The 20,549-nt window shown below is 67.2% G+C and carries 32 protein-coding genes and 1 tRNA gene; 6 read left to right on the top strand and 27 right to left on the bottom strand.

The genetic code is table 11. The features are described 5' to 3' along the window. From FZP69_RS17820 to FZP69_RS17905, 18 genes are all read right to left on the bottom strand, one after another. The gene (locus FZP69_RS17820) at positions 1-393 is read right to left on the bottom strand and encodes a 30S ribosomal protein S8 (protein WP_152042713.1); all 393 of its coding nucleotides are present in this window, start codon (positions 391-393) and stop codon (positions 1-3) included. 2 nt (positions 394-395) lie between these two features. Further along, positions 396-569 (bottom strand): 30S ribosomal protein S14, encoded by a 174-nt coding sequence (locus FZP69_RS17825; protein ID WP_152042714.1) that lies wholly within the window; start codon positions 567-569, stop codon positions 396-398. Then, positions 566-1,108, bottom strand: a complete 543-nt coding sequence (locus FZP69_RS17830; RefSeq protein ID WP_152042715.1) for a 50S ribosomal protein L5 — start codon at positions 1,106-1,108, stop codon at positions 566-568. Before FZP69_RS17830 ends, FZP69_RS17825 begins: the two co-directional genes overlap by 4 nt. Beyond that, a complete protein-coding gene (locus tag FZP69_RS17835) occupies positions 1,108-1,848 on the bottom strand; it encodes a 30S ribosomal protein S4e (RefSeq protein WP_152042716.1) in 741 nt (246 codons plus the stop codon). The genes FZP69_RS17830 and FZP69_RS17835 overlap by 1 nt, the downstream gene beginning before the upstream one ends. Then, positions 1,845-2,213, bottom strand: a complete 369-nt coding sequence (gene rplX, locus FZP69_RS17840) for a 50S ribosomal protein L24 (protein WP_152042717.1) — start codon at positions 2,211-2,213, stop codon at positions 1,845-1,847. Before rplX ends, FZP69_RS17835 begins: the two co-directional genes overlap by 4 nt. An 8-nt stretch (positions 2,214-2,221) precedes the next feature. Beyond that, positions 2,222-2,620, bottom strand: a complete 399-nt coding sequence (locus FZP69_RS17845) for a 50S ribosomal protein L14 (RefSeq protein WP_152042718.1) — start codon at positions 2,618-2,620, stop codon at positions 2,222-2,224. Further along, entirely contained in the window at positions 2,620-2,946 is a 327-nt protein-coding gene (locus FZP69_RS17850) for a 30S ribosomal protein S17 (protein ID WP_152042719.1), read from the bottom strand. The genes FZP69_RS17845 and FZP69_RS17850 overlap by 1 nt, the downstream gene beginning before the upstream one ends. Next, the gene (locus FZP69_RS17855; RefSeq protein ID WP_152042720.1) at positions 2,937-3,422 is read right to left on the bottom strand and encodes a ribonuclease P protein component 1; all 486 of its coding nucleotides are present in this window, start codon (positions 3,420-3,422) and stop codon (positions 2,937-2,939) included. The genes FZP69_RS17850 and FZP69_RS17855 overlap by 10 nt, the downstream gene beginning before the upstream one ends. A 15-nt stretch (positions 3,423-3,437) precedes the next feature. Continuing rightward, the gene (gene rpmC / locus FZP69_RS17860; protein WP_152042721.1) at positions 3,438-3,653 is read right to left on the bottom strand and encodes a 50S ribosomal protein L29; all 216 of its coding nucleotides are present in this window, start codon (positions 3,651-3,653) and stop codon (positions 3,438-3,440) included. After that, the gene (locus tag FZP69_RS17865; RefSeq protein WP_152042722.1) at positions 3,653-4,639 is read right to left on the bottom strand and encodes a 30S ribosomal protein S3; all 987 of its coding nucleotides are present in this window, start codon (positions 4,637-4,639) and stop codon (positions 3,653-3,655) included. Before FZP69_RS17865 ends, rpmC begins: the two co-directional genes overlap by 1 nt. Next, positions 4,639-5,106 carry a 50S ribosomal protein L22 gene (locus FZP69_RS17870; protein WP_152042723.1) on the bottom strand — a complete coding sequence of 156 codons (468 nt, stop codon included), beginning with the start codon at positions 5,104-5,106 and terminating at the stop codon, positions 4,639-4,641. The genes FZP69_RS17865 and FZP69_RS17870 overlap by 1 nt, the downstream gene beginning before the upstream one ends. A 3-nt stretch (positions 5,107-5,109) precedes the next feature. After that, a complete protein-coding gene (locus FZP69_RS17875; RefSeq protein ID WP_152042724.1) occupies positions 5,110-5,532 on the bottom strand; it encodes a 30S ribosomal protein S19 in 423 nt (140 codons plus the stop codon). A gap of 2 nt (positions 5,533-5,534) precedes the next feature. Further along, positions 5,535-6,266, bottom strand: coding sequence for a 50S ribosomal protein L2 (locus tag FZP69_RS17880; RefSeq protein WP_152042725.1), 732 nt, complete (start codon positions 6,264-6,266; stop codon positions 5,535-5,537). Beyond that, positions 6,267-6,521, bottom strand: coding sequence for a 50S ribosomal protein L23 (locus tag FZP69_RS17885; RefSeq protein ID WP_152042726.1), 255 nt, complete (start codon positions 6,519-6,521; stop codon positions 6,267-6,269). After that, positions 6,518-7,261, bottom strand: coding sequence for a 50S ribosomal protein L4 (gene rpl4p / locus FZP69_RS17890; protein WP_152042727.1), 744 nt, complete (start codon positions 7,259-7,261; stop codon positions 6,518-6,520). The genes FZP69_RS17885 and rpl4p overlap by 4 nt, the downstream gene beginning before the upstream one ends. Continuing rightward, entirely contained in the window at positions 7,261-8,277 is a 1,017-nt protein-coding gene (locus FZP69_RS17895; protein WP_152042728.1) for a 50S ribosomal protein L3, read from the bottom strand. Before FZP69_RS17895 ends, rpl4p begins: the two co-directional genes overlap by 1 nt. A gap of 16 nt (positions 8,278-8,293) precedes the next feature. Next, positions 8,294-9,148, bottom strand: a complete 855-nt coding sequence (locus FZP69_RS17900; RefSeq protein ID WP_152042729.1) for a putative RNA uridine N3 methyltransferase — start codon at positions 9,146-9,148, stop codon at positions 8,294-8,296. A 356-nt stretch (positions 9,149-9,504) separates the two neighbouring features. Continuing rightward, positions 9,505-9,852 (bottom strand): nuclear transport factor 2 family protein, encoded by a 348-nt coding sequence (locus FZP69_RS17905; protein ID WP_152042730.1) that lies wholly within the window; start codon positions 9,850-9,852, stop codon positions 9,505-9,507. Positions 9,853-10,017: 165 nt separating this feature from the next. Here FZP69_RS17905 and FZP69_RS17910 point away from each other — a divergent pair. Continuing rightward, positions 10,018-10,088: transfer RNA gene (locus tag FZP69_RS17910), tRNA-Gly, on the top strand. Positions 10,089-10,451: 363 nt separating this feature from the next. On the opposite strand, the gene FZP69_RS17915 is transcribed toward FZP69_RS17910, so the two are convergent. From FZP69_RS17915 to FZP69_RS17930, 6 genes are all read right to left on the bottom strand, one after another. Continuing rightward, positions 10,452-10,889 (bottom strand): type II toxin-antitoxin system VapC family toxin, encoded by a 438-nt coding sequence (locus FZP69_RS17915; protein ID WP_152042731.1) that lies wholly within the window; start codon positions 10,887-10,889, stop codon positions 10,452-10,454. Positions 10,890-10,907: 18 nt separating this feature from the next. Continuing rightward, a complete protein-coding gene (locus tag FZP69_RS17920) occupies positions 10,908-11,108 on the bottom strand; it encodes a hypothetical protein (RefSeq protein WP_152042732.1) in 201 nt (66 codons plus the stop codon). A 279-nt stretch (positions 11,109-11,387) separates the two neighbouring features. After that, positions 11,388-11,564 (bottom strand): hypothetical protein, encoded by a 177-nt coding sequence (locus FZP69_RS22725; RefSeq protein ID WP_192918639.1) that lies wholly within the window; start codon positions 11,562-11,564, stop codon positions 11,388-11,390. A gap of 322 nt (positions 11,565-11,886) precedes the next feature. Continuing rightward, positions 11,887-12,057 (bottom strand): hypothetical protein, encoded by a 171-nt coding sequence (locus FZP69_RS22730; protein ID WP_192918640.1) that lies wholly within the window; start codon positions 12,055-12,057, stop codon positions 11,887-11,889. 74 nt (positions 12,058-12,131) lie between these two features. Then, positions 12,132-12,464, bottom strand: coding sequence for a DUF7130 family rubredoxin-like protein (locus tag FZP69_RS17925; RefSeq protein WP_240137702.1), 333 nt, complete (start codon positions 12,462-12,464; stop codon positions 12,132-12,134). A gap of 48 nt (positions 12,465-12,512) precedes the next feature. Then, positions 12,513-13,595, bottom strand: a complete 1,083-nt coding sequence (locus FZP69_RS17930; RefSeq protein WP_152042733.1) for a YihY/virulence factor BrkB family protein — start codon at positions 13,593-13,595, stop codon at positions 12,513-12,515. Between the two features lie 190 nt (positions 13,596-13,785). Here FZP69_RS17930 and FZP69_RS17935 point away from each other — a divergent pair, with 190 nt between their 5' ends. The 4 genes from FZP69_RS17935 to FZP69_RS17950 all read left to right on the top strand — a co-directional run bounded on the left by FZP69_RS17935 (position 13,786) and on the right by FZP69_RS17950 (position 16,840). Further along, entirely contained in the window at positions 13,786-14,103 is a 318-nt protein-coding gene (locus FZP69_RS17935) for an MTH1187 family thiamine-binding protein (protein ID WP_152042734.1), read from the top strand. Positions 14,104-14,380: 277 nt separating this feature from the next. Then, the gene (mch, locus tag FZP69_RS17940; protein ID WP_152042735.1) at positions 14,381-15,331 is read left to right on the top strand and encodes a methenyltetrahydromethanopterin cyclohydrolase; all 951 of its coding nucleotides are present in this window, start codon (positions 14,381-14,383) and stop codon (positions 15,329-15,331) included. A gap of 31 nt (positions 15,332-15,362) precedes the next feature. Continuing rightward, positions 15,363-15,860, top strand: coding sequence for a hypothetical protein (locus FZP69_RS17945; protein WP_152042736.1), 498 nt, complete (start codon positions 15,363-15,365; stop codon positions 15,858-15,860). 302 nt (positions 15,861-16,162) lie between these two features. Then, positions 16,163-16,840, top strand: a complete 678-nt coding sequence (locus tag FZP69_RS17950) for an HAD family hydrolase (protein WP_152042737.1) — start codon at positions 16,163-16,165, stop codon at positions 16,838-16,840. A gap of 139 nt (positions 16,841-16,979) precedes the next feature. Here FZP69_RS17950 and FZP69_RS17955 read toward each other — a convergent pair whose 3' ends face one another. Next, entirely contained in the window at positions 16,980-18,581 is a 1,602-nt protein-coding gene (locus FZP69_RS17955) for a GTPBP1 family GTP-binding protein (RefSeq protein WP_152042738.1), read from the bottom strand. Positions 18,582-18,720: 139 nt separating this feature from the next. Next, positions 18,721-19,242, bottom strand: a complete 522-nt coding sequence (locus tag FZP69_RS17960) for a J domain-containing protein (RefSeq protein ID WP_152042739.1) — start codon at positions 19,240-19,242, stop codon at positions 18,721-18,723. Between the two features lie 127 nt (positions 19,243-19,369). On the opposite strand from FZP69_RS17960, the gene FZP69_RS17965 reads away from it, so the two are divergent. Beyond that, positions 19,370-19,477 carry a C2H2-type zinc finger protein gene (locus FZP69_RS17965; RefSeq protein WP_152042740.1) on the top strand — a complete coding sequence of 36 codons (108 nt, stop codon included), beginning with the start codon at positions 19,370-19,372 and terminating at the stop codon, positions 19,475-19,477. A 59-nt stretch (positions 19,478-19,536) separates the two neighbouring features. Here the strand turns inward: FZP69_RS17965 and pyrF are convergent, their stop codons facing one another. Beyond that, a complete protein-coding gene (gene pyrF, locus FZP69_RS17970; protein WP_152042741.1) occupies positions 19,537-20,367 on the bottom strand; it encodes an orotidine-5'-phosphate decarboxylase in 831 nt (276 codons plus the stop codon). Positions 20,368-20,549 lie beyond the last annotated feature (182 nt).

The raw sequence follows: 20,549 nt of genomic DNA on the forward strand, positions 1-20,549 counted from the left end.
TCAGTATACGTATGCGATCACCTGGCCACCGAGCCCCTCCTCACGGGCCTCGTAGTGGCTCATGACGCCGTGACTCGTCGAGACGATGAGCGTCCCGTAGTCGCGGGCGGGGAGATACCGCTTCTCCCACTTCTCGTACTCGTCGGCCCCGGTGGTGTACCGGGGCTTCACGGCGCCACACCGGTTGATCGCGCCTTTCAGTTCGACCTCGAAGTTTCCGGCCTTGCCGTCGTCGACGAACTCGAAGCCGTCGATGTACCCGCGGTCGTAGAAGACCTCGAGCACCGAGCCGATGACGTTCGAGGCGGGCTGTACCGTGTGGCTCAGATGGCCGACGCTCTCGGCGTTGTTCACGCCGGAGAGCGCGTTGCTGAGTGGATCGTTGTCCGCCATTGTTATCGATACTTCTTGAATCCGATGTCGCGAGCGACCTCGCGGAAGCACTGCCGGCAGAGGAAGATGTCGTACTTCCCCACCAGCCCCTGTTTCCGCTCACACCGTCGGCACTCGCGCTCGATGCCCGTGCGCCGGGAGGCGTGTTCGCCCGTCTCTGTCTCGCTCTCGCTCATTCGTCAGTCACCTCTACCTCGACCCCGAACTCGCTCTCGACGAACGCGATCGCGTCCGCCGGAGTGAGCATGTGGCGCGACGGGATCGAACTGGTCGCCTTGTCGCGCTTGCGCACGCGGTAGCCCGGCCGGACGAGGTTGACCGTCACGTCCAGCCCGTAGATCCCGATGTTCGGGTCGTACTCCTGGCTCGGGAACTCGGTGTGTTCGGCGACGCCGAAGCTGAAGTTCCCGTACTCGTCGAACTGTCCGTCGTGGAGGTCCGTCAGCGGCAGCGCCGTGTCGAGGAACGCCGTGGCGGCGTCGCCGCGGAGCGTGACCTTGGCACCGACGGGTTCGCCCCGCCGGACGCCGAAGTCCTGGCTCGCACGCTTCGACTGCGTCCGGACCGGCTGCTGGCCCGCGACCTCGCCGAGGATCTCCTCGGCGTTCGCGAGTTCGCGCCCGCCCGTGCCGACGCCCATGTGGACGACGACCTTCTCGACCGTGGGGCGGCGCATCTCGTGGAACTCGCCCTCCGAGTCGGTCTCAGAGGACATCAGTCGTCACCTCCGTCCCCGTCGGTCGCGTCGGAACCGCCGGTGAAGTTCTCGTCGATGACGACGACGTACCCCTCGACGGTCTCGAACTCCGAGTCGTCGTCGCGGGTGACGCGGACGGTGTTCGACCCGCTTCCGGGCGTGACCGTGATCTCGGCGACCTCGCCGATCTCGCCGGCGTGCTGGCCGTCGACGGCGGTCACGAGCGCACCCTCTTCGTACGGGAAGTGGGCGACGATCTCCTTCGTCTCGTTGTCGACGACGAGCGAGTCGTTCGTCGAGTAGTCGGCCGCGTCCGCGGCGTCTTCGATCCGGAGGTTCGTCCCGTCGTGGAGAGTGAGCTGGAACGCGCCACCCGCCACCTGCTGTTTGCGGACGATCTTTCCGAGGCGGCTGTCGGCCGCGTCGGCGGAGATCGGCGTCAGTGCCAGGCGTCCCCCCTCGTCGGGGAACACCCGGTAGTACTCCTCGCGCTGGGTGAACGCGACGATGTCGAACATCCCGATGGGACGGGATTCGTCCGACACCGCCTCGCCGTTGACCAGCACGCTGTCCTGGTTCAGCGCGTAGCGCGCCTCCTTCTTCGAGTCGACGTAGCCGAGGACGTCCCGCAGCAGGATCAAGAGCGGAACGCCGGCCTCGCCGTGCGGACCGGCGCCGGCCTTGACCGTCCACGTCGCCTCCTTCCGTTCGACAGGCCAGGAGTTCGGAACCGAGAGTCGTTTCTGGTGTCGTGTCATTCGTTGTCCTCCTCCGCGCGCAGGCGCGCCTCGCGACGGTCGTCGTCGTCGTGGAACGCCAGTTTCGTGATGCGGACGTTCGACGCGTCAAGCGGCCGCGGCACTTCCTCGCCGTCGGCCTTCTCGACGGTGACGTCCTCGACGTAGACGGCCGCCTCCTTGAGATCGACCTCGATGATCTCGCCGGAGTCGCCGGCGAAGTCCCCGCGGAGCACCTCGACGGTGTCGCCCGCGTTGACGCGGGCGTTGCGCCGACCGTACTCCTCGCGGAGGTCGTCGGAGAGCGTGGCGCGCACCTGGTCGTGCCGCTCGTGGAGCGGCGCGTCGCGCGTCCGTGTTCGCTGTTTGCGTGGTTGTTTGGTCATTGTGCTGTTCAGACGATCATCGTCGCTGTCGAGGCGATGCTGCCGAACCGCTCGGCCACCTCGCGCGCGACGGGACCCTTGATCTCGGTCCCGCGCGGCTCTTCCATCTCGTCGATGACGACGGCCGCGTTGTCCTCGAACTTCACGCGCGTGCCGTCGGGCCGTCGGATCGGCTTGCGCTGCCGAACGATGACGGCCTCGAGCACCTGGCGGCGCATCTCGGGGGTGCCTTTGGTGACCGAGACGGTCACCTTGTCACCGATGCCCGCCGAGGGCTGGCGGTTCTTCGTGCCGGAGTAGCCGTGGACGCTGATCACTTTCAGCTCACGGGCCCCGGTGTTGTCCGCGCACGTGACGAGCGCGCCACGGTTGAGGCCACGAGTGACGTCGGCTTTCAGCGCCTCCATCAGTCGTCACCTCCGACGCGTTCGATGACCACGTGGGATTTCGTCTTCGAGAGCGGTCGTGTCTCTGCGATACGGACCGTGTCGCCGACTTCGAGCCCCAGACACGGCGGTGCATGGGCCGGAATCCGACTCCGGCGCTTCATGTACCGATCGTATTTGGGGACGCGAACGTCGTACTCGCGTTCGACGACGACGGTCTTGTCCATGTCTGTGGAGGCGACCATGCCCTCCAGCGTCTGTCCGCGCACGGAAAGCGAGCCGTGGAACGGACAGTGCTGGTCGGAGCAGGTCTCCTCCGGTTCTGATACGTTGAGTCCTAACGCCATGTTGATTCACCTGCGTTCTCCGTGCGGAGCGCGGGTCGTGAGAGCAGCTGTGTGCCATCCACCGTAACGTAGGCCACGCCCTCGCCAGCCTCGACCCGTGCCGCCTCGACCGACTCACCGTCGGAGTCGGCGTCTGTGGCGGGTTGAGTGGGTGAAGAAACCAGTTCGGACGCGGTCCCCGAAGCCTTCGCGACTTCGGCGGCTTCATCTGTGCGTGTGTGTCGAGGACCGGCAGCGACGGTAGGGGCGTCGCCGGCGTCCTCGGTCTCCGTGTCGGTCGGAAGGCGAAACTCGAACGTCGTTCCCTCCTTGGGGACCTGCCGCACCCGAGCCCCGTCGTCGATCTGCAGGGTCCGCATCGTCTCGACGACGACACGCCCCGCTATCCCGATCAGATCGGGGTTCGGGGCGTCGACGACCTCGGTGGAGAGGCCGTTGAGTTCGTGTCGCGTCAGGGTCTCGGGTGTGAGTCGCATTCCGGTTCGAGTCCGTTATTCGTCGTCCGCGAGGTCGCCCTCTTCCTGCTGGATCGTCTTGATCCGCGCGATGGTCCGACGGAGTTCCTTCACGCGGCCGGGGTTGTCCGGCGCGCCACCCGCCGCCTGCACGGCCTTCGCGTTGAGCAGCTCGGTCTCGAGCTCCTCGAGCTCGGCCTGTCGCTCGGCGGGCGTCATGTCGCGGATCTCCGCGGTGTAGAGGATCGCCATTACTCTTCGACCTCCTCGTCGTCGTCGGTGTCGTCGGTGTCGTCGGCGTCGTCGGCGTCGTCGGCGGCCTCCATCTCGGCGACGAGGTCGGCCGCCTCCGCGGCGGTCTCCTCGTCGAGGTCCGCGTCCGCATCGGCGTCGGCGTCACCGGCGGTCTCCTCGTCGACCTCCTCGGCGTCGGCGTCCTCGTCGACGACCTCCTCTTCGACCTCGACGATCTCCTCGTCGAGCACCTCTTCGGGCTCGTCCGTCGGAACCTCGACGTCCTCGTCGGCGAAGTCGGCCGCCGTCTCGTCGAGTTCGTCGGCCTCGTCCGGCTCGCCCTCGAGGAGCTCCTCGACGCTCTCGCCATCGCCCTCAACGGCGATCTGTTCGACGGCCTCGACCTCGACGTCCTCCTCGATCGAGAAGTCGTCGGGCAGCTCCGCACCCGGCGGGATGATCTTCACCGTGACGCCGATGGTGCCGAGTTTCATGACGGCGACGCCCTGGCCCTCGTCGACGATCTCCTCGGCGGGCTCGCCGTTGTGCTTGATGTAGCCGCGGTTGAACTTCTCCACGCGCGAGCGAGCGCCCGTGACCTTGCCCGAGAGGACGATCTCCGCGCCGAGCGCGCCGGCCTCCATGATCCGGTCGATGGTGGTGTGGCCCGCCTTGCGGAAGTACCACCCTCGTTCGAGGGCGTTCGCGAGGCGGTCGGCGACGATGCGCGCGTTGAGATCGGGCTCGTCGACCTCCTGGACGTCGATCTGGGGGTCGTCCAGGTCGAAGCGCTCTTCGAGTTCGCGGGTCACCTTGCGGATGTTCTTCCCGCCCTTGCCGATGACCATCCCGGGCTTCTCGGCCTTGAGGACGATCTGGGTGCCCATCGGCGTCTTCGCGACCTCCATCCCGCCGTAGCCGGCGCGACCGAGTTCGTCGGCGAAGAACTCGTCGATCTGCGAACGCTGGAGTCCGTTCTCGATGAACTGGTGTTCGTCCGCCATTACTGGGCCTCCTCCTGCTGTTCGATGATGAGCTCGACGTCGCAGAGCGTCGTGTTCCACGGGTCGGCACGACCGAACGCCCGCGGCTTGCGACCGGGGCGCTCGCCCGTCTTGTGGGCGGCGACGTGCTTGATCACCATCTCCGACCCCTCGAAGCCCTGTTCGTCCGCGTTGTTGCGGACGTTCTCGATGAGCTTCAGGAAGTCCTTCGACGCCTTCTCCGGGTAGCGACCCGCGTCCCAGCCGTCGATGTCGGAGCGGTGTCCGACACCGGTGTTGTGCTGTTTGAACGGGACCGAGCGTTCCTCGGCGATCACGGCTTCGAGGTACGCCTCGGCGTCGGCGACCGTCTTCCCCTTGATCGCCTTGGAGATGGCCTTGCTGTGCTTGAGGCTGATGGGCCGGTCGCGGAGCATCCCCCTGGCGGTGGTCTCCGGGTCGGCCTCGACGCTGTAGTTGATTCCCATGGTTTACTTGAGTGGCACGAACTTCGACGACCGGGTCGCACCGATGCCGGCCTGCCCGTGCTCGACCGACGTTCGGGTGAGCTGGAACTCGCCGAGGTAGTGTCCGATCATCTCGGGCTGGATCTCGACGCGCTCGAACTCCTGCCCGTTGTACACCGCGAACGTCTTGTCGACGAACGCCGGCAGGATCGGGACGTCGCGCAGGTGCGTCCGGATCGGATCGTTCGCCGTCTCCTCGGGGTCCGCGTCGCGGACCGTCTCGAGCAGCTTCTCGTGCTGGGTGGTCAGCCCTCGTTCGATGGTTCGCCGCTGGCGAGCGGGGAGCAGTTCCGCGACCTCGTCGAGCGACATCTCCTGCAGTTCGTCGAGCGTGTGACCGCGGTAGGTGAACTCACCCTCGCGGCCGGTTCGGTATTCCGAGCTCATGATTACTTGTTCCCTGCCTTGCCGCCGCGTCCGGTTCGTTTCGAGGCGATGTCGCCCACCTTGCGGCCCGGCGGCGCGTTCCGCGAGACGGACTTCGGTTTGCCGGGGTGTTGCCGACCGCCGCCACCGAACGGGTGGTCGACGGCGTTCATCGCGACACCACGGACGCGCGGATACTTCGACCCGCGCGAGCGCATCTTGTGGTACTTGTTGCCGGCCTTGACGAACGGTTTCTCCGTCCGACCGCCGCCGGCGACGACGCCGATAGTGGCGCGGCACTCGGGGCTGAGGCGCTTGACCTCGCCCGAGGGGAGCTTCACGACCGCGACGCGGCGGTCGTGGCTCAGGAGCTGCGCCGAGGTACCCGACGCGCGGGCGAACTTCCCGCCGTCGCCGGGCGAGGACTCGACGTTACACACCGGGACTCCCTCCGGGATCTCTGCCAGCGGGAGCGTGTTGCCCGGCTTGATCTCCGCCGAGACGCCGACCTGGATGGTGTCGCCGACGGTGATGCCCTCGGGGGCCAGGACGAGGCGCTGGTCGCCGTCGTCGAACTCGATGGCGGCGATCGGCGCGCTCCGGGCGGGGTCGTGTTCGATGTCGACGACCGTGCCCGAGATCGTGTCCCGGTCTTCGTTCTTCTTGTGCGACAGTTCGGCCTTGTAGCGGTGCGACGGCGCCCGGTACGTCGGGGAGCCGTGTCCGCGTTTCTGTCCCTGGATTCGTCGTCCCATCTAGAACACCCCGATTCTGGAGGCGATCTCCTGGGCGTCGTCCTCCTCGCTCAGGCGGACGGTCGCCTTCTTCTTCCCCTTCGGTGTCACCTGCGTGTTCACCGAGTCGATGGAGACCTCGTAGCGCGTCTCGATCTCCGCTTTGATCTCCGGCTTGGTGGCGTCGAGGTGGACGATGAACTGGAGCTTGTTGTCGAAGTCCATCTCGTTCATCGCCTTCTCGGTGACGAGCGGGTGGTGGATGATCCCCGTCATCGCTCGGCCACCTCCGCGAGAGCGCTCTCGGTCCACACGGTCAGCCGACCGGCGTGGGTCCCCGGCGCGAGATCCTCGGCCGAGACGTTCGCCGCGGTGGCGACGTCGGCGCCCGCGAGGTTACGCGCCGCCTTCGACGGCTCCTCGCTCGTGACGAAGAGGATCGACTTCGGGCGCGTGTACTTGCGGCCGCGGGTCTTCCCCCGACCGGCCCGGACGTTCCGCTCGTCCGCGCGTTCGACGTCGGCGTGCAGTCCCACGCTCTCGAGGAAGGAGACGACCTCCTTCGTCTTCACGAGCTCCTCGAACTCGTCGCTCACGACGAGCGGGAGCTGGAGGTCGGCGTCGAACTGGTGGCCGCGCTCGCGCACGAGGTCGACGTCCGCGGTGGCCGCGATGGCCGACCGCACGGCGAGCTGCCGTTCCTTGTCGTTGATTCGCTTCCCCTGGTCCTTCTCGGCCTTCGGCGGGTGAGCCTTGCGCCCACCCACCGTCTGGGGAACACGGCGGCCCTGCCCGTTCTCGCGCGGAACGTGGGCCATGCCGCGCCCACTGCCCATTGACTCGGCCGGGGTCCGCATCCCGGCGTAGGGGTCGGCGCCGTACGGCTGCTTCCGGTTGGCCTGCGCGGCGACGACCGCCCGCTGGATAAGGTCCGGGCGGTAGGGCGTGTCGAACACGTCGGGGAGGTCGATCTCGCCCGCGTCGTCGCCGTTCAGGTCGCGTACTGTTGCGTTCATTATCCTTGGTTCGAGGCGGTGGAGACGTAGCGCACCTCGGGATCGAGGCGCGGCTGGTCGTTCGGTCGGACGGCCGGGCGGAACCGCAGGAGCCGTTTGTTCGGCCCCGGCAGCGAGCCCTTGACGAGCGCGTACGGGCCGTCGATCTCGCCGTAGTTGACGAAGCCGCCGTCGACGCTCGGCTCCGACCCGTCACCGAGGTCGATGAGCCGCTTGTTCAGTTCGGTGCGCTGGTGGTAGCCCGTCTGCCCCTGCTGGGGGACGGTCGAGCGCACGCGCGAGGGGTTCCACGGGCCGAGGTTGCCGATGCGTCGGCGCCACCCCTGACGGGCGTGTTTCCCCTTCCGCTTCTGGACGCCCCAGCGCTTGACGGGGCCCTGGGTCCCTTTCCCCTTGGTGATGCCCGACACGTCGAGATACTGTCCGGGACGGAACACGTCGTTGATGGCGTGTTCACCGCCGGACTCGACGAGGTCGAGCGCGAAGTCGGCGCGCTCGTCGAGCGAGCCGCCGCCGACGCGCGTCTCCATCACGTCGGGCTTCTTCTTGGGGACGTTCGCGACCGAGCCGGGGACCGTGTGGGTGATGACCCGGAGGTCGTCGACCCGACCCTCGTCGAGGAGGGTTCGGAGGTCGTCGGCGTCGGTCTCGAACGTGTCTTCGTCCGGCAACGAGAGCGTGCGGGAGAGGTCGTCGTGGAACTCCGACGTCCACACTTCCGTTGTCGGCTTCATACCGTACGACGTCTGTTCGTAGGCTCGCAGGGCGACGGCGCGCATCGGCGGCGTCTCGACGACGGTCACCGGCACCGACTCCTCCATCCCTTCGCGGGCGGAGTTGGCCTGGTCGTTGACCATGAGGACGTGGGTCATGCCGGCCTTGTAGCCGGCGAACCCCTGCAGCGCAGGGGAGCCCTCGTCGTCGGGCCACGAGCGGAAGCGCGGAACTTCGCTCGTCGCGCGCTTTCGCGGGCTGTAGCCCATCGAGCCTTTGCGTGGTCTGCGTGGTTGTGGCATGTGTTCTCGGTCTCCGTTACTCCGTCTGGCTCGGGAGTGTCAGGGCCGCGAGCGAGGCGAACATCGCTTCCTCCGTCCGCACCACCTCGCTGCCCTGGTTCGGGATCGTATTCAGCCAGAGGTCGAACCCCGGATCGTCGGGTTCGACTTCGCCGCTCGCGGCGGCGACGGCCTCGGTCTCGATACCGAGGATGTCCGGAAGCCCCCGCCCGGGCGCGCCGAAGGCGATCGTCGCGCCGTCGGCGACCCGTCGGGTGAGGTCCGCCAGACCGTCGGCGGACAGCGGTCGCCCGAACCGGGACGTCGCCACGCGAGTTCCGGCGTCGGGACGGGCCAGCGCTTCCGTGAGGTCCATGCGGGAGACGTCGTACCCCGGCTGCGGGGCATCGACGATCCGCGCACGGACCGGCTCTCTCGAAGAGATCCTGATGGTGACGCGCTCCCCCTCCTCGACCTCCATCTCCGGAGGGGCGAGGAGCGAGATCGGGTGTTGCAGTCCGCAAGTGACCCGGACGCGGCCTTCAGGTCCGACCTCAGTCACGATTCCCTGTGTTAACGACCCCGACTCGGCGGAGTCGGAGCCGGTCGTAGACGCGATTCGGAGGGGCGGCAGGACACCGACGTACGCCAGTTCGTCCCGCCTCTCCCACACCTCCTTTCGGAGGTGGGGTGGTGTGGCGGCGTACCGCAGCACGGTTTCGACGAACCCGCCTCCCCAGCCCTGTTCGCCTTCCCGGTCGGGGAAGACGACGAGCCGATCCGCCCGGAACACCGTCGCCGCACGGGCGACGTAGCCGAGTTTGCGAGTCGCCTCGCGTTTGTCTTCGGCTTCCCGGACGAGGGAAGACGGCACGAGTACGCTGAGTGTCATGCCGAGCCGTCCATCGTCGCGTCTAGACTGTACCCGTCGTACCCGAGCCTCGTTGAAAAGGGTAGCGAATCGCGTGTGCGCGTGAGAGGCCCTGACAACCACACAGACGGACGTTCAGAGCGGACAGTGCCGTGTGACCGACTGTCGCGGGGAACGATCGCGAACGTCCTGTGCTCGACCCGGGTGTCGGACGGTGAAACCGGGAGACTGCGATGGCGTCAGTGTCGTCGGCCCGGGAAAACGTCCCTCCCGCTCGCCGTCCGAGGCTGACGACGGAGCGGGAATCGGCCTCACGTCGTGTCTCGCCAGTACAGAGCGTGATCCGACGCGACGGTCGAACGCGGTGTGGTCGGAGTCTACTTCGAGACGACCTGCCCACCGTACGTCTGGGTGGTGATGATCCCGTCCTCGACGATGAACGTGTCCGTACAGAACTCGTAGACGTTGTCCGGCGTCTCGCCGTGCCAGGTGATGTAGGCGACGTCGCCTTCGACCTTCTGGATGGGAACGTCGGCCTCCGATCCCTCCTGACCGAGGTCGGCGAACAGCCCCTCGAAGAACTCCGTGATCTCGTCGATTCCACGGTAGGTCCGGTCGGGGGTGATGATGACCGAATCGTCGTCGTAATCCTCCAGGATACCGTCCATGTCGCCCGCGCCGAACGTCTCCAGGTGGTGTTCCAGAACGTCTTGTGTCGAACTCATTGTGGGATACTCAACTCTCCAAACGTGTAGATCGTTCATCAAGGTTTGGTTCGAAGTCGCCGACAGCGCACGATCGGTCCTCTGAGAGACGGTGGCGTGGGCGGGCGGAAAGGACGGATTTTTATATCACCGTGGCGTTAGCTGGAGATGCGTACGACGCGTGATGCGCTGGTAGTGTAGTGGTATCACGTGACCTTGCCATGGTCACAACCTGGGTTCAAATCCCAGCCAGCGCACTTCTCCGGAATCCGATCCGCGAGCGACCGCTCTGCGTGTCGCTCGCACCCCGAGGATTCCGGTGTGTGTCGCCCCTGTGGATTTGAATCAAGGAGTAGAGCGAACGAAGTGAGCGGAACGACCGTGGTTCACAATCCCAGCCAGCGCACTTCTCTGAACCTCAACACAGCGAGCGACGTTCATGTCGCTCGCTCTCGTTGAGTTCGGTGTGTAGGCCTCTGGATTTGAACCCTGCCGGACGCAGTCCGCGCAGACGAGCGAAGCGAGTCGAGCAGAACCGTTCGGCTCCGGTTCACATCCCAGCCAGCGCACCAGTATACCACCCAGCAGACGCGACGCGCTTGAATACGGGTGCCCGAGCGTTATCCGGGCAAGATCGTTTCGAGACCGCGCTGTGCGGCCACCTCGACCAGCTCTTCATCGGCGGACACGAATCCGAACTGCTCGATACGCTCAGAGAGTGAGAGTGCTGCCGAGAGCTGGAGGCTATCCAGCGTTCGCAGATCGTTCTGGAGGACGAGATCGAACGAGAAGCCGAGGAGCGACTCCTCCATCGGAACGATGACGAAGTCCGCCAGTGCCTCTCGAAAGAAGACGCTGATCAACTGGTTCATTTCCGGTTCGGAGACCTCGTTCCGGTTGTACTTGCGTCTGAACGCGGAGACGGACTCGACGACGGTAAGTGACGAGATCAAAACGTCGTGTTCCTCGTCGTCCAGAATCTCGTCCACTCGTTTAGTTCCCGGTTCCTCGTGATACCGTTTCACCAAGGCAGAGGTATCGAAAAAGTAGGTCGTCACCGACGCGGTCTCCTCACGCTACACCCGCTCCTCGCGCTCGTCGTCGACGATCTCCGAGAGGTCCGTCCCGCCGCTCGTCGCCTCACGGAGTTCCGAGAGATCCGGTGTCGGTCCCGTGTCGGAGACGAACTCGCTCATTCGCTCTCGGAGCGGATTCAGCTGCGACTTCTTCAACAGTTGTCGACCCCAGAAATCCAGGTCGTCGACCGCATCGCTCATATCAATGAATGGACGGTCTCGGTATAAAACCGTATTCCCGGAGCGAAAGCGAGACACGAGTGAGCGACTCGTTCCCGAGTATCGACTCGACTCGTATTTCGTCGAGAGCTGTTCTCTCGGTCTCTGGGTAGTCTGTCGGGGAGGATGGATCCGCCAGTCACAGCGCTCGAACGTGGTGAGAGCGACCATGTGGCTCCGGTTCACAATCCCAGCCAGCGCACTGCTCCGAACTCCACACCGCCGAACGGCTCGATTCGGACGAGAAGCGGGAGACAGCGCCTAGGCGGCGAAGTACGTCTCGAGTTCGTGCTTCGTCACTTCGATTCGGCCCGTGTGATCGACGGTTTCGAGCTTCGCCGCCGCAGGGTGCCAGCTGCCGTACTCGGCGACGCGCTGGAACTCCGTCTCCGCATCGAAGCCACGGTAGTGCTTCGTGAGGGTCAGTTTCGGTCTCATTACGAGTGAACCGAGGAGTCACGGAGGTTAAAAACTTACTACGAATCGAATAATAATTACCACGATCGTCGGCAACAGACGAGATCTCGGGAGAGATCAGTACGCCCAGCCACCGAAATCGAAACGGCACGTAGGTTCTCTGGGGATCGGCACCGGAGCGACGAGCCCCCTCCGGGGAGCGAGTCGGACGAGTATTCACCGGGAGACGGTGGCCCGGTCGAGGGGAGACGCCGTCGGGCGCTCGGCGGCGAGCGACCGGAGGGTGCCGACCGACGTCGTCGACGTCGGTCGTGGAGAGCGTCGACCCGGCGGCGAGGCCGACTCAGAACTCGTGTTGCTTCTGGTGTTTCAGCCGCTCGGCGACGATGCCGGGGACGGTGGTCTGACACCGGCGGCACCGCCACGACGGCTTCGTTACCCCCTCGAGTTTGGTCAGATCGCGCTTGGTCTGCAGGAGCGCGTTACAGCCAGAACAGCGGCGAGAGATCGCCATGGTCGACGCTACAACGTGTTCGTATTTGAAACTATCTCCGGAGCCGACGGGCGCGGGGGCGCTCGAAGCCGGGGTCAGTCCTCGAGTACGTACGCGAGGTCCTCGCGACCAGCGCCACAGACACACTGGGTGGGGAAGGCGTCGAGCGAGCCGACGACGCCGCAGTCGAGACAGCGCCAGACGAGGTACGCTTCGCCGACGCCGTCGGCGGCGAGGCGCTTGTTCCGGACGACCGTGGGCGGACGGACTGCACGGGAGACCGTAACGGAACTGGGCGTGTCGCGACCGACGTCGATCAGCCGCTGGGTCCGCGTCTCGCCGGGTTCGAGGGGTTCGTCGGTCGTCTCGGTCGCCTGCACCGGAGTGACGCTCTCGGACGTCGGCGAGGGTGGAGTGTGTGCAGCCATGTGAGAGGAACGCACGGCGCGGTATTAAACGGCGACTGCTCGTATCGGTCACTCGGACTCTCTGGGCGACCAGGAGAGTTCGAGGACGACCGGGCCGCCCAGCAGACCCGTGTCGGTGCGGGCGACGACGCCGTCGGGGGTGGGCAGGACCACGCGCCGGCCGTCAACCGTCACCGCGACCTCGGCGGGTCGTCCACCGGTTCGACCGGTCACGAGCGCCTGTTCGGCCGCCTCGACCGCGTCCGTGACGGCCGCCCGCGTCGGCCCCGCAGAGTTGTCGTAGTCGACGCCGCCGAACACCGGACGGACGTTGACGTCGCGCGAGCGGTTCGAGAGGACGGCGTTCACCGCCGCACCGAGGAGGATGACGAGCCCCGAAAAGTACAGCCAGGTGAGGAGCACGAGGATGCCGGCGACGACGCTGGGGTCCTGCGCCGTGGCGCTGAACCGCGCGTACAGCTGGAAGAGCGTCTCGAACGACGCCAGCCCCACCGCAGCGAGAAACACGCCCGGGAGGACCTCGACGACGCCGACGTCACAGTCGGGAAAGACGTAGTACATGGGAAACAGGGCGACGGAGAGGAGCGCGACGAGCACCAGTCGGTGGAGGAGCCACGGGACGGTTCCCGCCCCGGCGAGCACGAGACGCGATTCGACGAACACCGCGAGCAGGATGGCGAGCGCGAACACCAGCAGGACGACCACGCCGTCCGAAACCTGGTCGGCGAAGGTGTTCTCGGCTTCGGACTCGTAGATGTCGGAGAAGGCGGTGTCGAGCCCACGGAAGATGCGGAGCGTCCCCCAGACGAGGACGACGCCGCCGAACAGGGAGAGCCCAGCCGAACTGCCGGCCTGGGAGAGTTCGGTGACGAAGATCGACGACGCGCCGGGCGTGAGGACGGTGGCGACGAATCGCTCGAACGCGGTTTCGAGGCTGCGGTCGCCCACCCGGGCGACGATCGCGAGCACCAGAAGCAAGAGCGGGAGCAGCGAGACGAAGGCGTGGTAGGCGATGCTCCCGGCCATGAACGTGAGTCGTTCGGCGCGGATCTCGTGGACGATCGCCCGGAGCAAGACGAGGGCTCGTTCGAGTCGCGGATCCGCGTCGGTGACGCGAGCGATGACGGACATGCCGCGTGGTAGGAGTGGGGAGCAGATAACCGGACAGGGAGACGGAATGTCACGCGAGCGGTGGTCGACGGAGGGCGGAGGCTCCGCGAAGGCGAGTCGGGAACGAGTCGACAGCGAGGGCTACCGCTCGTCGTGGAGCGGACGCTCGACCGACCACCGTAGTTACCTTCCCGCGCGTCGTCTCACCTCTATGACCGTCATCGCGATGCTGAGCGTGGCACCGGTAATCGAGGGGAGCATGGCCGCCGAGGTCGCGAAAGCCGTCGCCGCACTCGACGACTTCGACGTCGCCTACGAGACGAATCCGATGGGCACGGTGATCGAGGCGGACGACGTCGATACCCTGCTCGCGGCGGTCGCCGCCGCACACAAGGCCGTCGACGGCGATCGAGTGAGCACGTTCCTGAAGATCGACGACAAGCGAACCCGCAGCCAGCGAGCCCGGGAGAAGGTCGATCGGGTGGAAGCAGAACTCGGGCGAGAGGCGAAGCGGACGCGGGGAGCGTAGCCGCCGAATCTGGCACGGGGACTCGGTCGGATCGAGCACGGCGACTCGGTCGCGCGACGGCGACGACCCGGTCGCACGACGGCGACGACTGCGCCGAGTATGGGAGCACGTGACGTCGCGCGGCCGAGACCGTGGCGACTCCCCTGCGTTTTCGCACCGGGACCGCTCACGACGACGCGCACGTCCGCTGCCGACCCGTCCGTCGACGATCGAGCCCGTCGATCAATCCACGACCGAACCCGTCACCCTTTATCGGGGGACCTCGAAAACGGAGCGTATGGAGAGTCTCAACCGGATGGCCATCGAACTCGTCGACGAGGTGCTCGACTTCGCCGACGAACTCGGGGTCGTCGTCTACGAACTCGACTCCGGGGCGACGGTCATCGACTGCGGCGTCGACGCGGAGGCCGGCCTCGAGGCCGGTCTCCTCGTCGCGGAGGTGCAGACGGCCGGACTCGCGACGGTGGGGACGCGGATGGACACGGTCGCCGGCGCACCACTGCCACACGTCGACCTCACGACCGACCACCCGGCGCTCGCGCTGCTCTGCTCGCAGAAAGCCGGCTGGGAACTCGCGTTCGAGGGCGACGACGGACCGGGTTTCGACGGCCTCGGTGCCGGGCCGGCCCGCGCGCTGGTCGGCCAGGAGAGCGAGTTCCAGGCCGTCGGCTACTACGACGAGTTCGATCTGACGGTGCTGACGATCGAGAGCATCGACCTCCCGGACGATTCCGTAGCAGAGCACGTCGCCGATCTCACCGGCGTCGAGCCGTCGGGCGTGTTCCTCCCGACGTTCGCCACCGGCTCCACGGTCGGGAGCGTGACGATGGCTGCCCGCGCGGCCGAACTCGGCGTCTTCCGTCTCTTCGAGCTCGGCTACGATCCGAAGGACGTGCTCACTGTGTCCGGTGCCGCACCCGTGGCCCCCGTCAGCTACGACGAGGGTGTCGCCATGGGCCGGACGAACGACGCGCTGGCGTACGGGGGACAGGTGTACATGCAGGTGCGCGAGGACAGCGGCGTCTTCGACGACCTCCCGTCGACGGCCAGCGACGAGTACGGCACCCCCTTCGAGACCATCTTCGAGGAGGCCGGCTGGGACTTCTACGAGGTGCCCGACTCGGTGTTCGCGCCCGCACAGGTCACCGTCGACGTCGTCGACGGGCCGACGCGCGTCGTCGGCAAACGCGACGAAGAACTGCTCGCGGAGTCGTTCGGGCTGGCGTGAGTCGACATCGGCCAGACTGGCAAAACCGACCATGACCAGATTCAAGCTCGTTCCCGCGGCCCCGGACTCGCTCGAGGAGGTGGTCGAGGCACAGCAGGCCGTCCCGCTCGTGCCGGGCACGGAGGACGACTGCTGTGCACGCCTCATGCACCGACGGGGGTTCCCGAGCCGGGACGTGGCGCGGACGTGGCTCACGTTCCTCCGTGCGCTGGGCCTCGCCGCCGAACGCGACTCGGGGTTCGTCCGGCGCTCGCGGGAGCCGACGCCGGCGTACCTCCGTGAGGCGTTCCTCGACGGGGTGTACGGGGCGCGCGAGGTCCGCGACGTCCTCGGTGCGGAACCGCTCGACGACGACGCCGTCTTCGAGCGGTTCGAAGAGCGGGTTCCGGCGTGGGAGCACCACAAGGACCCGACGGGGTGGCGCGAGACGTGGCGCGCGCGGGTCGGCCACCTCCTCGAGTGGCTCGTCCTCCTCGACGTGGCCGAGCGACGCGAGGCGGGGTACGTCGTCCGGGAGCCGGCGGAGTAGATGGAGAGCGGACCGAGCAGGAACGGTCCGTTCGACGCAGTGAGCGAGCGACACGTCTTCCCCCGGACCGCCAGTAGTCGACGACCCGCTCGGCGGTGACGTCGTCGGACGAGCAGGTCACCCGGCAGATGGTATCCTCGTGGACGACAGCCCCGTGACGGATCGTCACGTGGCCGTCGGGCGGGAGCCCCGCCGAGGAGCCGAGGCAGTGAGGACCGGTCGCGGGGGTGGTGACGGGTCCAGACAACGGTCAGGGACGTGCCGCCGGACGGCTTTTGCCGCTCTCGTGCCTACGTGGAGTGATGACGACGAAACCGGTCGACACCGTCCTGTTCGACCTCGACGACACCCTCGTCACGTACAACCGCTCCACCCAGGAGGTGCTCGACGAGGCGTTCGCGGCCGTCGGCGTCGAGCCGTTCTTCGCCGCGGAGGCGTACTTCGCGCGGTACGAGGAGTTCTTGCCGCGGACCGACTCGATCGAAGGGCTCCGCGAGGCGTGTTTCGCCGCCGTCGCCGACGAACGCGGCCACGACCCCGCGCTGGGACGGGACGTCGCAGACGCGTTCAACGCGCGGCGCGACCACGGCGACGTACGACTGCTCCCCGGTGCCCGGGAGGTCGTCGACCGATTCGCCGACGACTATCGCCTGGGGGTCGTGACGAACGGCCACCCGGACGTCCAGCGGCCCAAACTCGCGGAGGTCGACCTCGACACCGCGTTCGAGACGGTCGTCTTCGCAGGCCACGACACGGCGCCCAAGCCGGCACCGGACCCCTTCGACAGGGCACTCACGACGCTCGGCTCGACCGCGGACCGGGCAGTCCACGTCGGTAACTCGCTCGCGTCGGACGTCGCCGGCGCGAACGCGGCCGGCCTCCGAAGCGTGTGGATCCCGGCGTACGAAGAACGGGCGACGGCCGAGCCACACTACCGGCTGGAGTCGCTCACCGAACTCGACGAGCGACCGTGGGCCTGAACGTCCGCTCGCTCCCGAGCGTTTATATCCGAGACGGCGGCCAGACGGCCCGTGCGGTGAGAGAGACCACGGGACGACGGGCGACGCGGCGGCACACCGTCTCGTGTGAGCGCGTGCCGCCCGTTCGCCTGCCGCCTCGCTACTCCCGGTAGACGTGGGTGACGGTGCCGACACCCTTGCTCCGCCCCTCGCGGAAGACGAACCGCTGACCCTCCTCCACGAGATACGGCCGGAACTTGAACTCCACCTCGGTCGTGCCGGTGTCGCCAGGGAGCAGTTGTCCACCCTCGGGACGGAACACCGCAGCCTCGCTGATCGTCTCGAGGTGGACGACGGGTTCGTAGCCCGAGCCGATCCGCGTCGGGTGGTTGAGTACCATCACGTCCGCCTCGAACCGCCGCACGGGTGTGGGGTCGGCGTCGCGCGGGAGGAGCACCATCCCGCGTTCGAGGTCCGGCTCACGGACCCCCTTGAGCGCGATGCCGACGATGCGGCCGGCCTTCGCCCGGTCGACGCGATGGTAGTGCATCTCGATCGAGCGGACCTCCACCTCGCGGAAGCCGCCGTCGGCCATCGGCCCGACGAGGAGTTCGTCGCCGGCCTCGACGCTCCCGGCGTTCACCGTCCCCGAGGCGACCGCGCCGACGCCCGTGACGGAGTACGACCGGTCGATGTACATCCGGAACTCCCCCTCGTCGCGCGCCGTCTTCGGAAGGTGTTCGAACAGGTAGTCGAGACGGTCGAGCCCCTCCATCGTCACCGCGCTGGTCTTGAGGATGGGGACGACCGCGTCGCTGATCTCCTCGACGGCGGCCTCGACGCCGTGGCGTGCCACGCGGAGAGGCGTCTTGCCGACGTCGCGGAGCAGTCGCTCGACCTCACGTTCGACCTCGCTGACGCGCTCGTCGGAGACCATGTCGACCTTGGTGAGCGCGACGACCGTCGGAAGCTCCATGGCGAGGAGGATGCCGAGGTGCTCGCGCGTCGTCCGCGTCGGGCCGTCGTCGGCGGCGACGACGATGAGGCCGTAATCCAGCCGCTGACCGACCAGTCCCCGGATCGTGGTGCGGAGCCACGGCTCGTGGCCGACCGTGTCGACGAACGACACTAAGCGGTCTGCCTCCTGGACGATCCGGGCGCGGTCGGCCTTCCGGTGGGGGTTGTCCATGTGGACCGGGCCGTCGTCGTCGAAGCCGTACACGCCGTAGGAGAGATCCGCGGAGAGCCCGCGTTCGACCTCGTGGGGCTGGACGTCGAGGAACGATCGCGTCTCGCCCTCGCCGTCGTCCGATCGACCGGTGACGAGCGACCCCACGAGGGTCGACTTTCCGTGGTCGACGTGGCCCGCGGTGCCGACGACGATGTGATCGTCGTCGCCCTCGAGCATCGCTCCCTCTTTCAGCGTGGCGACGCCGACGAGGCCGTCGTCGCCGGCGCTCCACGTCTCGACGTCGTGGATGTGCGCGCCGGCTTCCTCGGCCAGGAGCGAGAGGACGTCCATCGACTCGGAGAACGCCTCCCGGGGAATGCCCGCGATGCCCCCGTCGTCCGTGACGCCGACGACGTACGTGGCCGTCCCGTCGCCCGAGAGTACCCGGTGGCGGAGCTGAGCCGCGAGGCTCTCCATTCGTCCGCTCGACAGGTGGACGTCACGGGAGAGCCGCTCTTTGAATTCGATGTGGCCGCCTTCCTGCTCGCCGCGCTCGAGGGCCTCTTCGAGGGGGGCCCGGTCAGCGCTCATGGTCGCGCGTAGGAAAGCACCCACGTTAAGGCTTTCCGTGGCATGAGTCCCCATCTCACAACAGCACTCCGGACTCGCTGCCGGGTCGCACGGTCATGAAACGGCACGTCGGGCGAGACGGCTGGCCGGCGCGACTGGGCTACGTCGGCTCGTCGGTCAGGCGCTCGTACGCCCGGTTGACCCGTTTGAACTCGTCTTCGTCGCCCGAAGGGCGATCCGGATGCACCTCCTTCACTCGCTCGCGGTAGGCGTCGCGTACGGCGTCCTCGTCGGCCCCCGGATCGAGTCCGAGCGCCCGGTACGCCTCCGTCTGCGACAGACCCGACGCCGCCGGTCCGACGGTCGCACGACGACGGTCACGCGCCTCACGCGCGCCGGCACCGAACCCACCCCGCGCGTCGGCACCGAACCCACCCGGTCCACCCGGTTCGTCGGGACCCGCACGTGGGCCGAACCGGGTTCCTCCACGGACCCGTCTGGTGCGGGTTCGCTCCTCGAGACGACCGCTCGCCTGGTACCACATGAGGTACGTCGTCGCGCCGAACGGGACGGCGACGACGAGCAGGAACAGTTGCTTGAAGGCGAACGACAGGACGAACAACAGCACTGTCAGTCCGGCGAACACTGCCGCGAGTCCCAGGACGAGTCGGTCGCGGTCCACACTGGGTGTACGGAGTGCGGAACCGTAAGCGTCTCGCACCGAGCGCCGTCGACGACGAGGGTGGGTAGATCGGTCGCCCGAAGGGGGAACGCTCATACCGGCTCGTGTGGAACGTTCCCACGGATCTATGTACATGGACGAGCGCGAGACGTATCGGTGCGAGGTGTGTGGGAAGGAGTTCGACTCCGAACGGGCCCTCCAGGCACACGTCCGCTCGGTCGGTCTCGTCGACTGAGTCGGTCCCGGTCGTCAGACGGATCAGCTGGTTCGCTACGTCGCGGGTTCACGAACCGGTCAGCGGTACTGATTGAGCCGCTTCTTCAGCCGTTTGGCCGCCTCGCCGGCGACCGAGGCGAACGCCTCGCCCCGGTCCTCGCCGGCGAAGATGATGCCCCGAGAGGAGTTGACGAGACCGACGCCGTCGGCGAGGCCGTGTGTGACGGCGGCCTCGGCGTCGCCACCCTGTGCGCCGACGCCGGGGACGAGGAAGGGGAGGTCGGGCACCTGTTCGCGAACCGATGCGAGTTCGTCCGGCGTGGTCGCGCCGACGACGAGGCCGACGTTTCCGTTCGCGTTCCACAGGTCCGCGAGCGCCGCGACCCGCTCGTACACCCGGTCGCCCGAGGCGAGTTCGAGATCCTGGAGGTCGCCGCCGCCGGGGTTGGAGGTGCGACAGAGGACGAACACGCCCTTGTCGGCACGCGAGAGGAACGGTTCCAGCGAGTCCCGACCCAGATAGGGGTTCACCGTGATCGCGTCGGCGTGGTCGAGGAGGTGCGCGTACTGTCGGGAGGTGTTGCCGATATCGGCCCGTTTCGCGTCGAGGAGCACGGGCACGTCCTTCCCGTGGGCGTACGCGATCGTCTCCCGGAGGGCACGCCAGCCGTCGCCGTCCTCGTAGAACGCCGCGTTGGGCTTGTAGCAGGCGGCGTGTTCGTGCGTCGCGTCGATGATCCGCCGGTTGAACGCCCAGCGGGGGAGGTCGTGCTCGCGGAGGTGATCGGGGATGCGCGCGGGGTCGGGGTCGAGGCCGACCGAGACGACGCTGTCGATCCGGTCGATTCGCTGCCGAAGTCGGTGGAAAAAGCCCGTCGAACCCACATCCGAACTCGAACTCGTACTCATACCCGTCGATGCTCGGGGAGCGTCTCAAACCTTTCCGTGCGTCTCGGGCGCGTGTCCCGGCGTGTGGAACGTGCAGGAGAATCGATGGTCGGTCGGAATCGACTCCCTGCCCGATCGGTCGCGAGTCGCCGCCACCGGGCGAGTGACGTGCCCGGCTCCACCGGACGGTAGCGTTCGGTACG

It is taken from the genome of Salinigranum salinum (genome assembly GCF_009176545.1).
GTDB classification, from domain to species: Archaea; Halobacteriota; Halobacteria; order Halobacteriales; family Haloferacaceae; genus Salinigranum; species Salinigranum salinum.

Excerpts from the sequence above, each read along its gene's own strand:
- FZP69_RS17820 (WP_152042713.1), bottom strand. The coding sequence starts at position 393 with ATGGCGGACAACGATCCACTCAGCAACGCGCTCTCCGGCGTGAACAAC.
- FZP69_RS17825 (WP_152042714.1), bottom strand. The coding sequence starts at position 569 with ATGAGCGAGAGCGAGACAGAGACGGGCGAACACGCCTCCCGGCGCACG.
- FZP69_RS17830 (WP_152042715.1), bottom strand. The coding sequence starts at position 1,108 with ATGTCCTCTGAGACCGACTCGGAGGGCGAGTTCCACGAGATGCGCCGC.
- FZP69_RS17835 (WP_152042716.1), bottom strand. The coding sequence starts at position 1,848 with ATGACACGACACCAGAAACGACTCTCGGTTCCGAACTCCTGGCCTGTC.
- rplX (WP_152042717.1), bottom strand. The coding sequence starts at position 2,213 with ATGACCAAACAACCACGCAAACAGCGAACACGGACGCGCGACGCGCCG.
- FZP69_RS17845 (WP_152042718.1), bottom strand. The coding sequence starts at position 2,620 with ATGGAGGCGCTGAAAGCCGACGTCACTCGTGGCCTCAACCGTGGCGCG.
- FZP69_RS17850 (WP_152042719.1), bottom strand. The coding sequence starts at position 2,946 with ATGGCGTTAGGACTCAACGTATCAGAACCGGAGGAGACCTGCTCCGAC.
- FZP69_RS17855 (WP_152042720.1), bottom strand. The coding sequence starts at position 3,422 with ATGCGACTCACACCCGAGACCCTGACGCGACACGAACTCAACGGCCTC.
- rpmC (WP_152042721.1), bottom strand. The coding sequence starts at position 3,653 with ATGGCGATCCTCTACACCGCGGAGATCCGCGACATGACGCCCGCCGAG.
- FZP69_RS17865 (WP_152042722.1), bottom strand. The coding sequence starts at position 4,639 with ATGGCGGACGAACACCAGTTCATCGAGAACGGACTCCAGCGTTCGCAG.
- FZP69_RS17870 (WP_152042723.1), bottom strand. The coding sequence starts at position 5,106 with ATGGGAATCAACTACAGCGTCGAGGCCGACCCGGAGACCACCGCCAGG.
- FZP69_RS17875 (WP_152042724.1), bottom strand. The coding sequence starts at position 5,532 with ATGAGCTCGGAATACCGAACCGGCCGCGAGGGTGAGTTCACCTACCGC.
- FZP69_RS17880 (WP_152042725.1), bottom strand. The coding sequence starts at position 6,266 with ATGGGACGACGAATCCAGGGACAGAAACGCGGACACGGCTCCCCGACG.
- FZP69_RS17885 (WP_152042726.1), bottom strand. The coding sequence starts at position 6,521 with ATGACGGGGATCATCCACCACCCGCTCGTCACCGAGAAGGCGATGAAC.
- rpl4p (WP_152042727.1), bottom strand. The coding sequence starts at position 7,261 with ATGAACGCAACAGTACGCGACCTGAACGGCGACGACGCGGGCGAGATC.
- FZP69_RS17895 (WP_152042728.1), bottom strand. The coding sequence starts at position 8,277 with ATGCCACAACCACGCAGACCACGCAAAGGCTCGATGGGCTACAGCCCG.
- FZP69_RS17900 (WP_152042729.1), bottom strand. The coding sequence starts at position 9,148 with ATGACACTCAGCGTACTCGTGCCGTCTTCCCTCGTCCGGGAAGCCGAA.
- FZP69_RS17905 (WP_152042730.1), bottom strand. The coding sequence starts at position 9,852 with ATGAGTTCGACACAAGACGTTCTGGAACACCACCTGGAGACGTTCGGC.
- FZP69_RS17920 (WP_152042732.1), bottom strand. The coding sequence starts at position 11,108 with ATGAGCGATGCGGTCGACGACCTGGATTTCTGGGGTCGACAACTGTTG.
- FZP69_RS22725 (WP_192918639.1), bottom strand. The coding sequence starts at position 11,564 with ATGAGACCGAAACTGACCCTCACGAAGCACTACCGTGGCTTCGATGCG.
- FZP69_RS22730 (WP_192918640.1), bottom strand. The coding sequence starts at position 12,057 with ATGGCGATCTCTCGCCGCTGTTCTGGCTGTAACGCGCTCCTGCAGACC.
- FZP69_RS17925 (WP_240137702.1), bottom strand. The coding sequence starts at position 12,464 with ATGGCTGCACACACTCCACCCTCGCCGACGTCCGAGAGCGTCACTCCG.
- FZP69_RS17930 (WP_152042733.1), bottom strand. The coding sequence starts at position 13,595 with ATGTCCGTCATCGCTCGCGTCACCGACGCGGATCCGCGACTCGAACGA.
- FZP69_RS17935 (WP_152042734.1), top strand. The coding sequence starts at position 13,786 with ATGACCGTCATCGCGATGCTGAGCGTGGCACCGGTAATCGAGGGGAGC.
- mch (WP_152042735.1), top strand. The coding sequence starts at position 14,381 with ATGGAGAGTCTCAACCGGATGGCCATCGAACTCGTCGACGAGGTGCTC.
- FZP69_RS17945 (WP_152042736.1), top strand. The coding sequence starts at position 15,363 with ATGACCAGATTCAAGCTCGTTCCCGCGGCCCCGGACTCGCTCGAGGAG.
- FZP69_RS17950 (WP_152042737.1), top strand. The coding sequence starts at position 16,163 with ATGACGACGAAACCGGTCGACACCGTCCTGTTCGACCTCGACGACACC.
- FZP69_RS17955 (WP_152042738.1), bottom strand. The coding sequence starts at position 18,581 with ATGAGCGCTGACCGGGCCCCCCTCGAAGAGGCCCTCGAGCGCGGCGAG.
- FZP69_RS17965 (WP_152042740.1), top strand. The coding sequence starts at position 19,370 with ATGTACATGGACGAGCGCGAGACGTATCGGTGCGAGGTGTGTGGGAAG.
- pyrF (WP_152042741.1), bottom strand. The coding sequence starts at position 20,367 with ATGAGTACGAGTTCGAGTTCGGATGTGGGTTCGACGGGCTTTTTCCAC.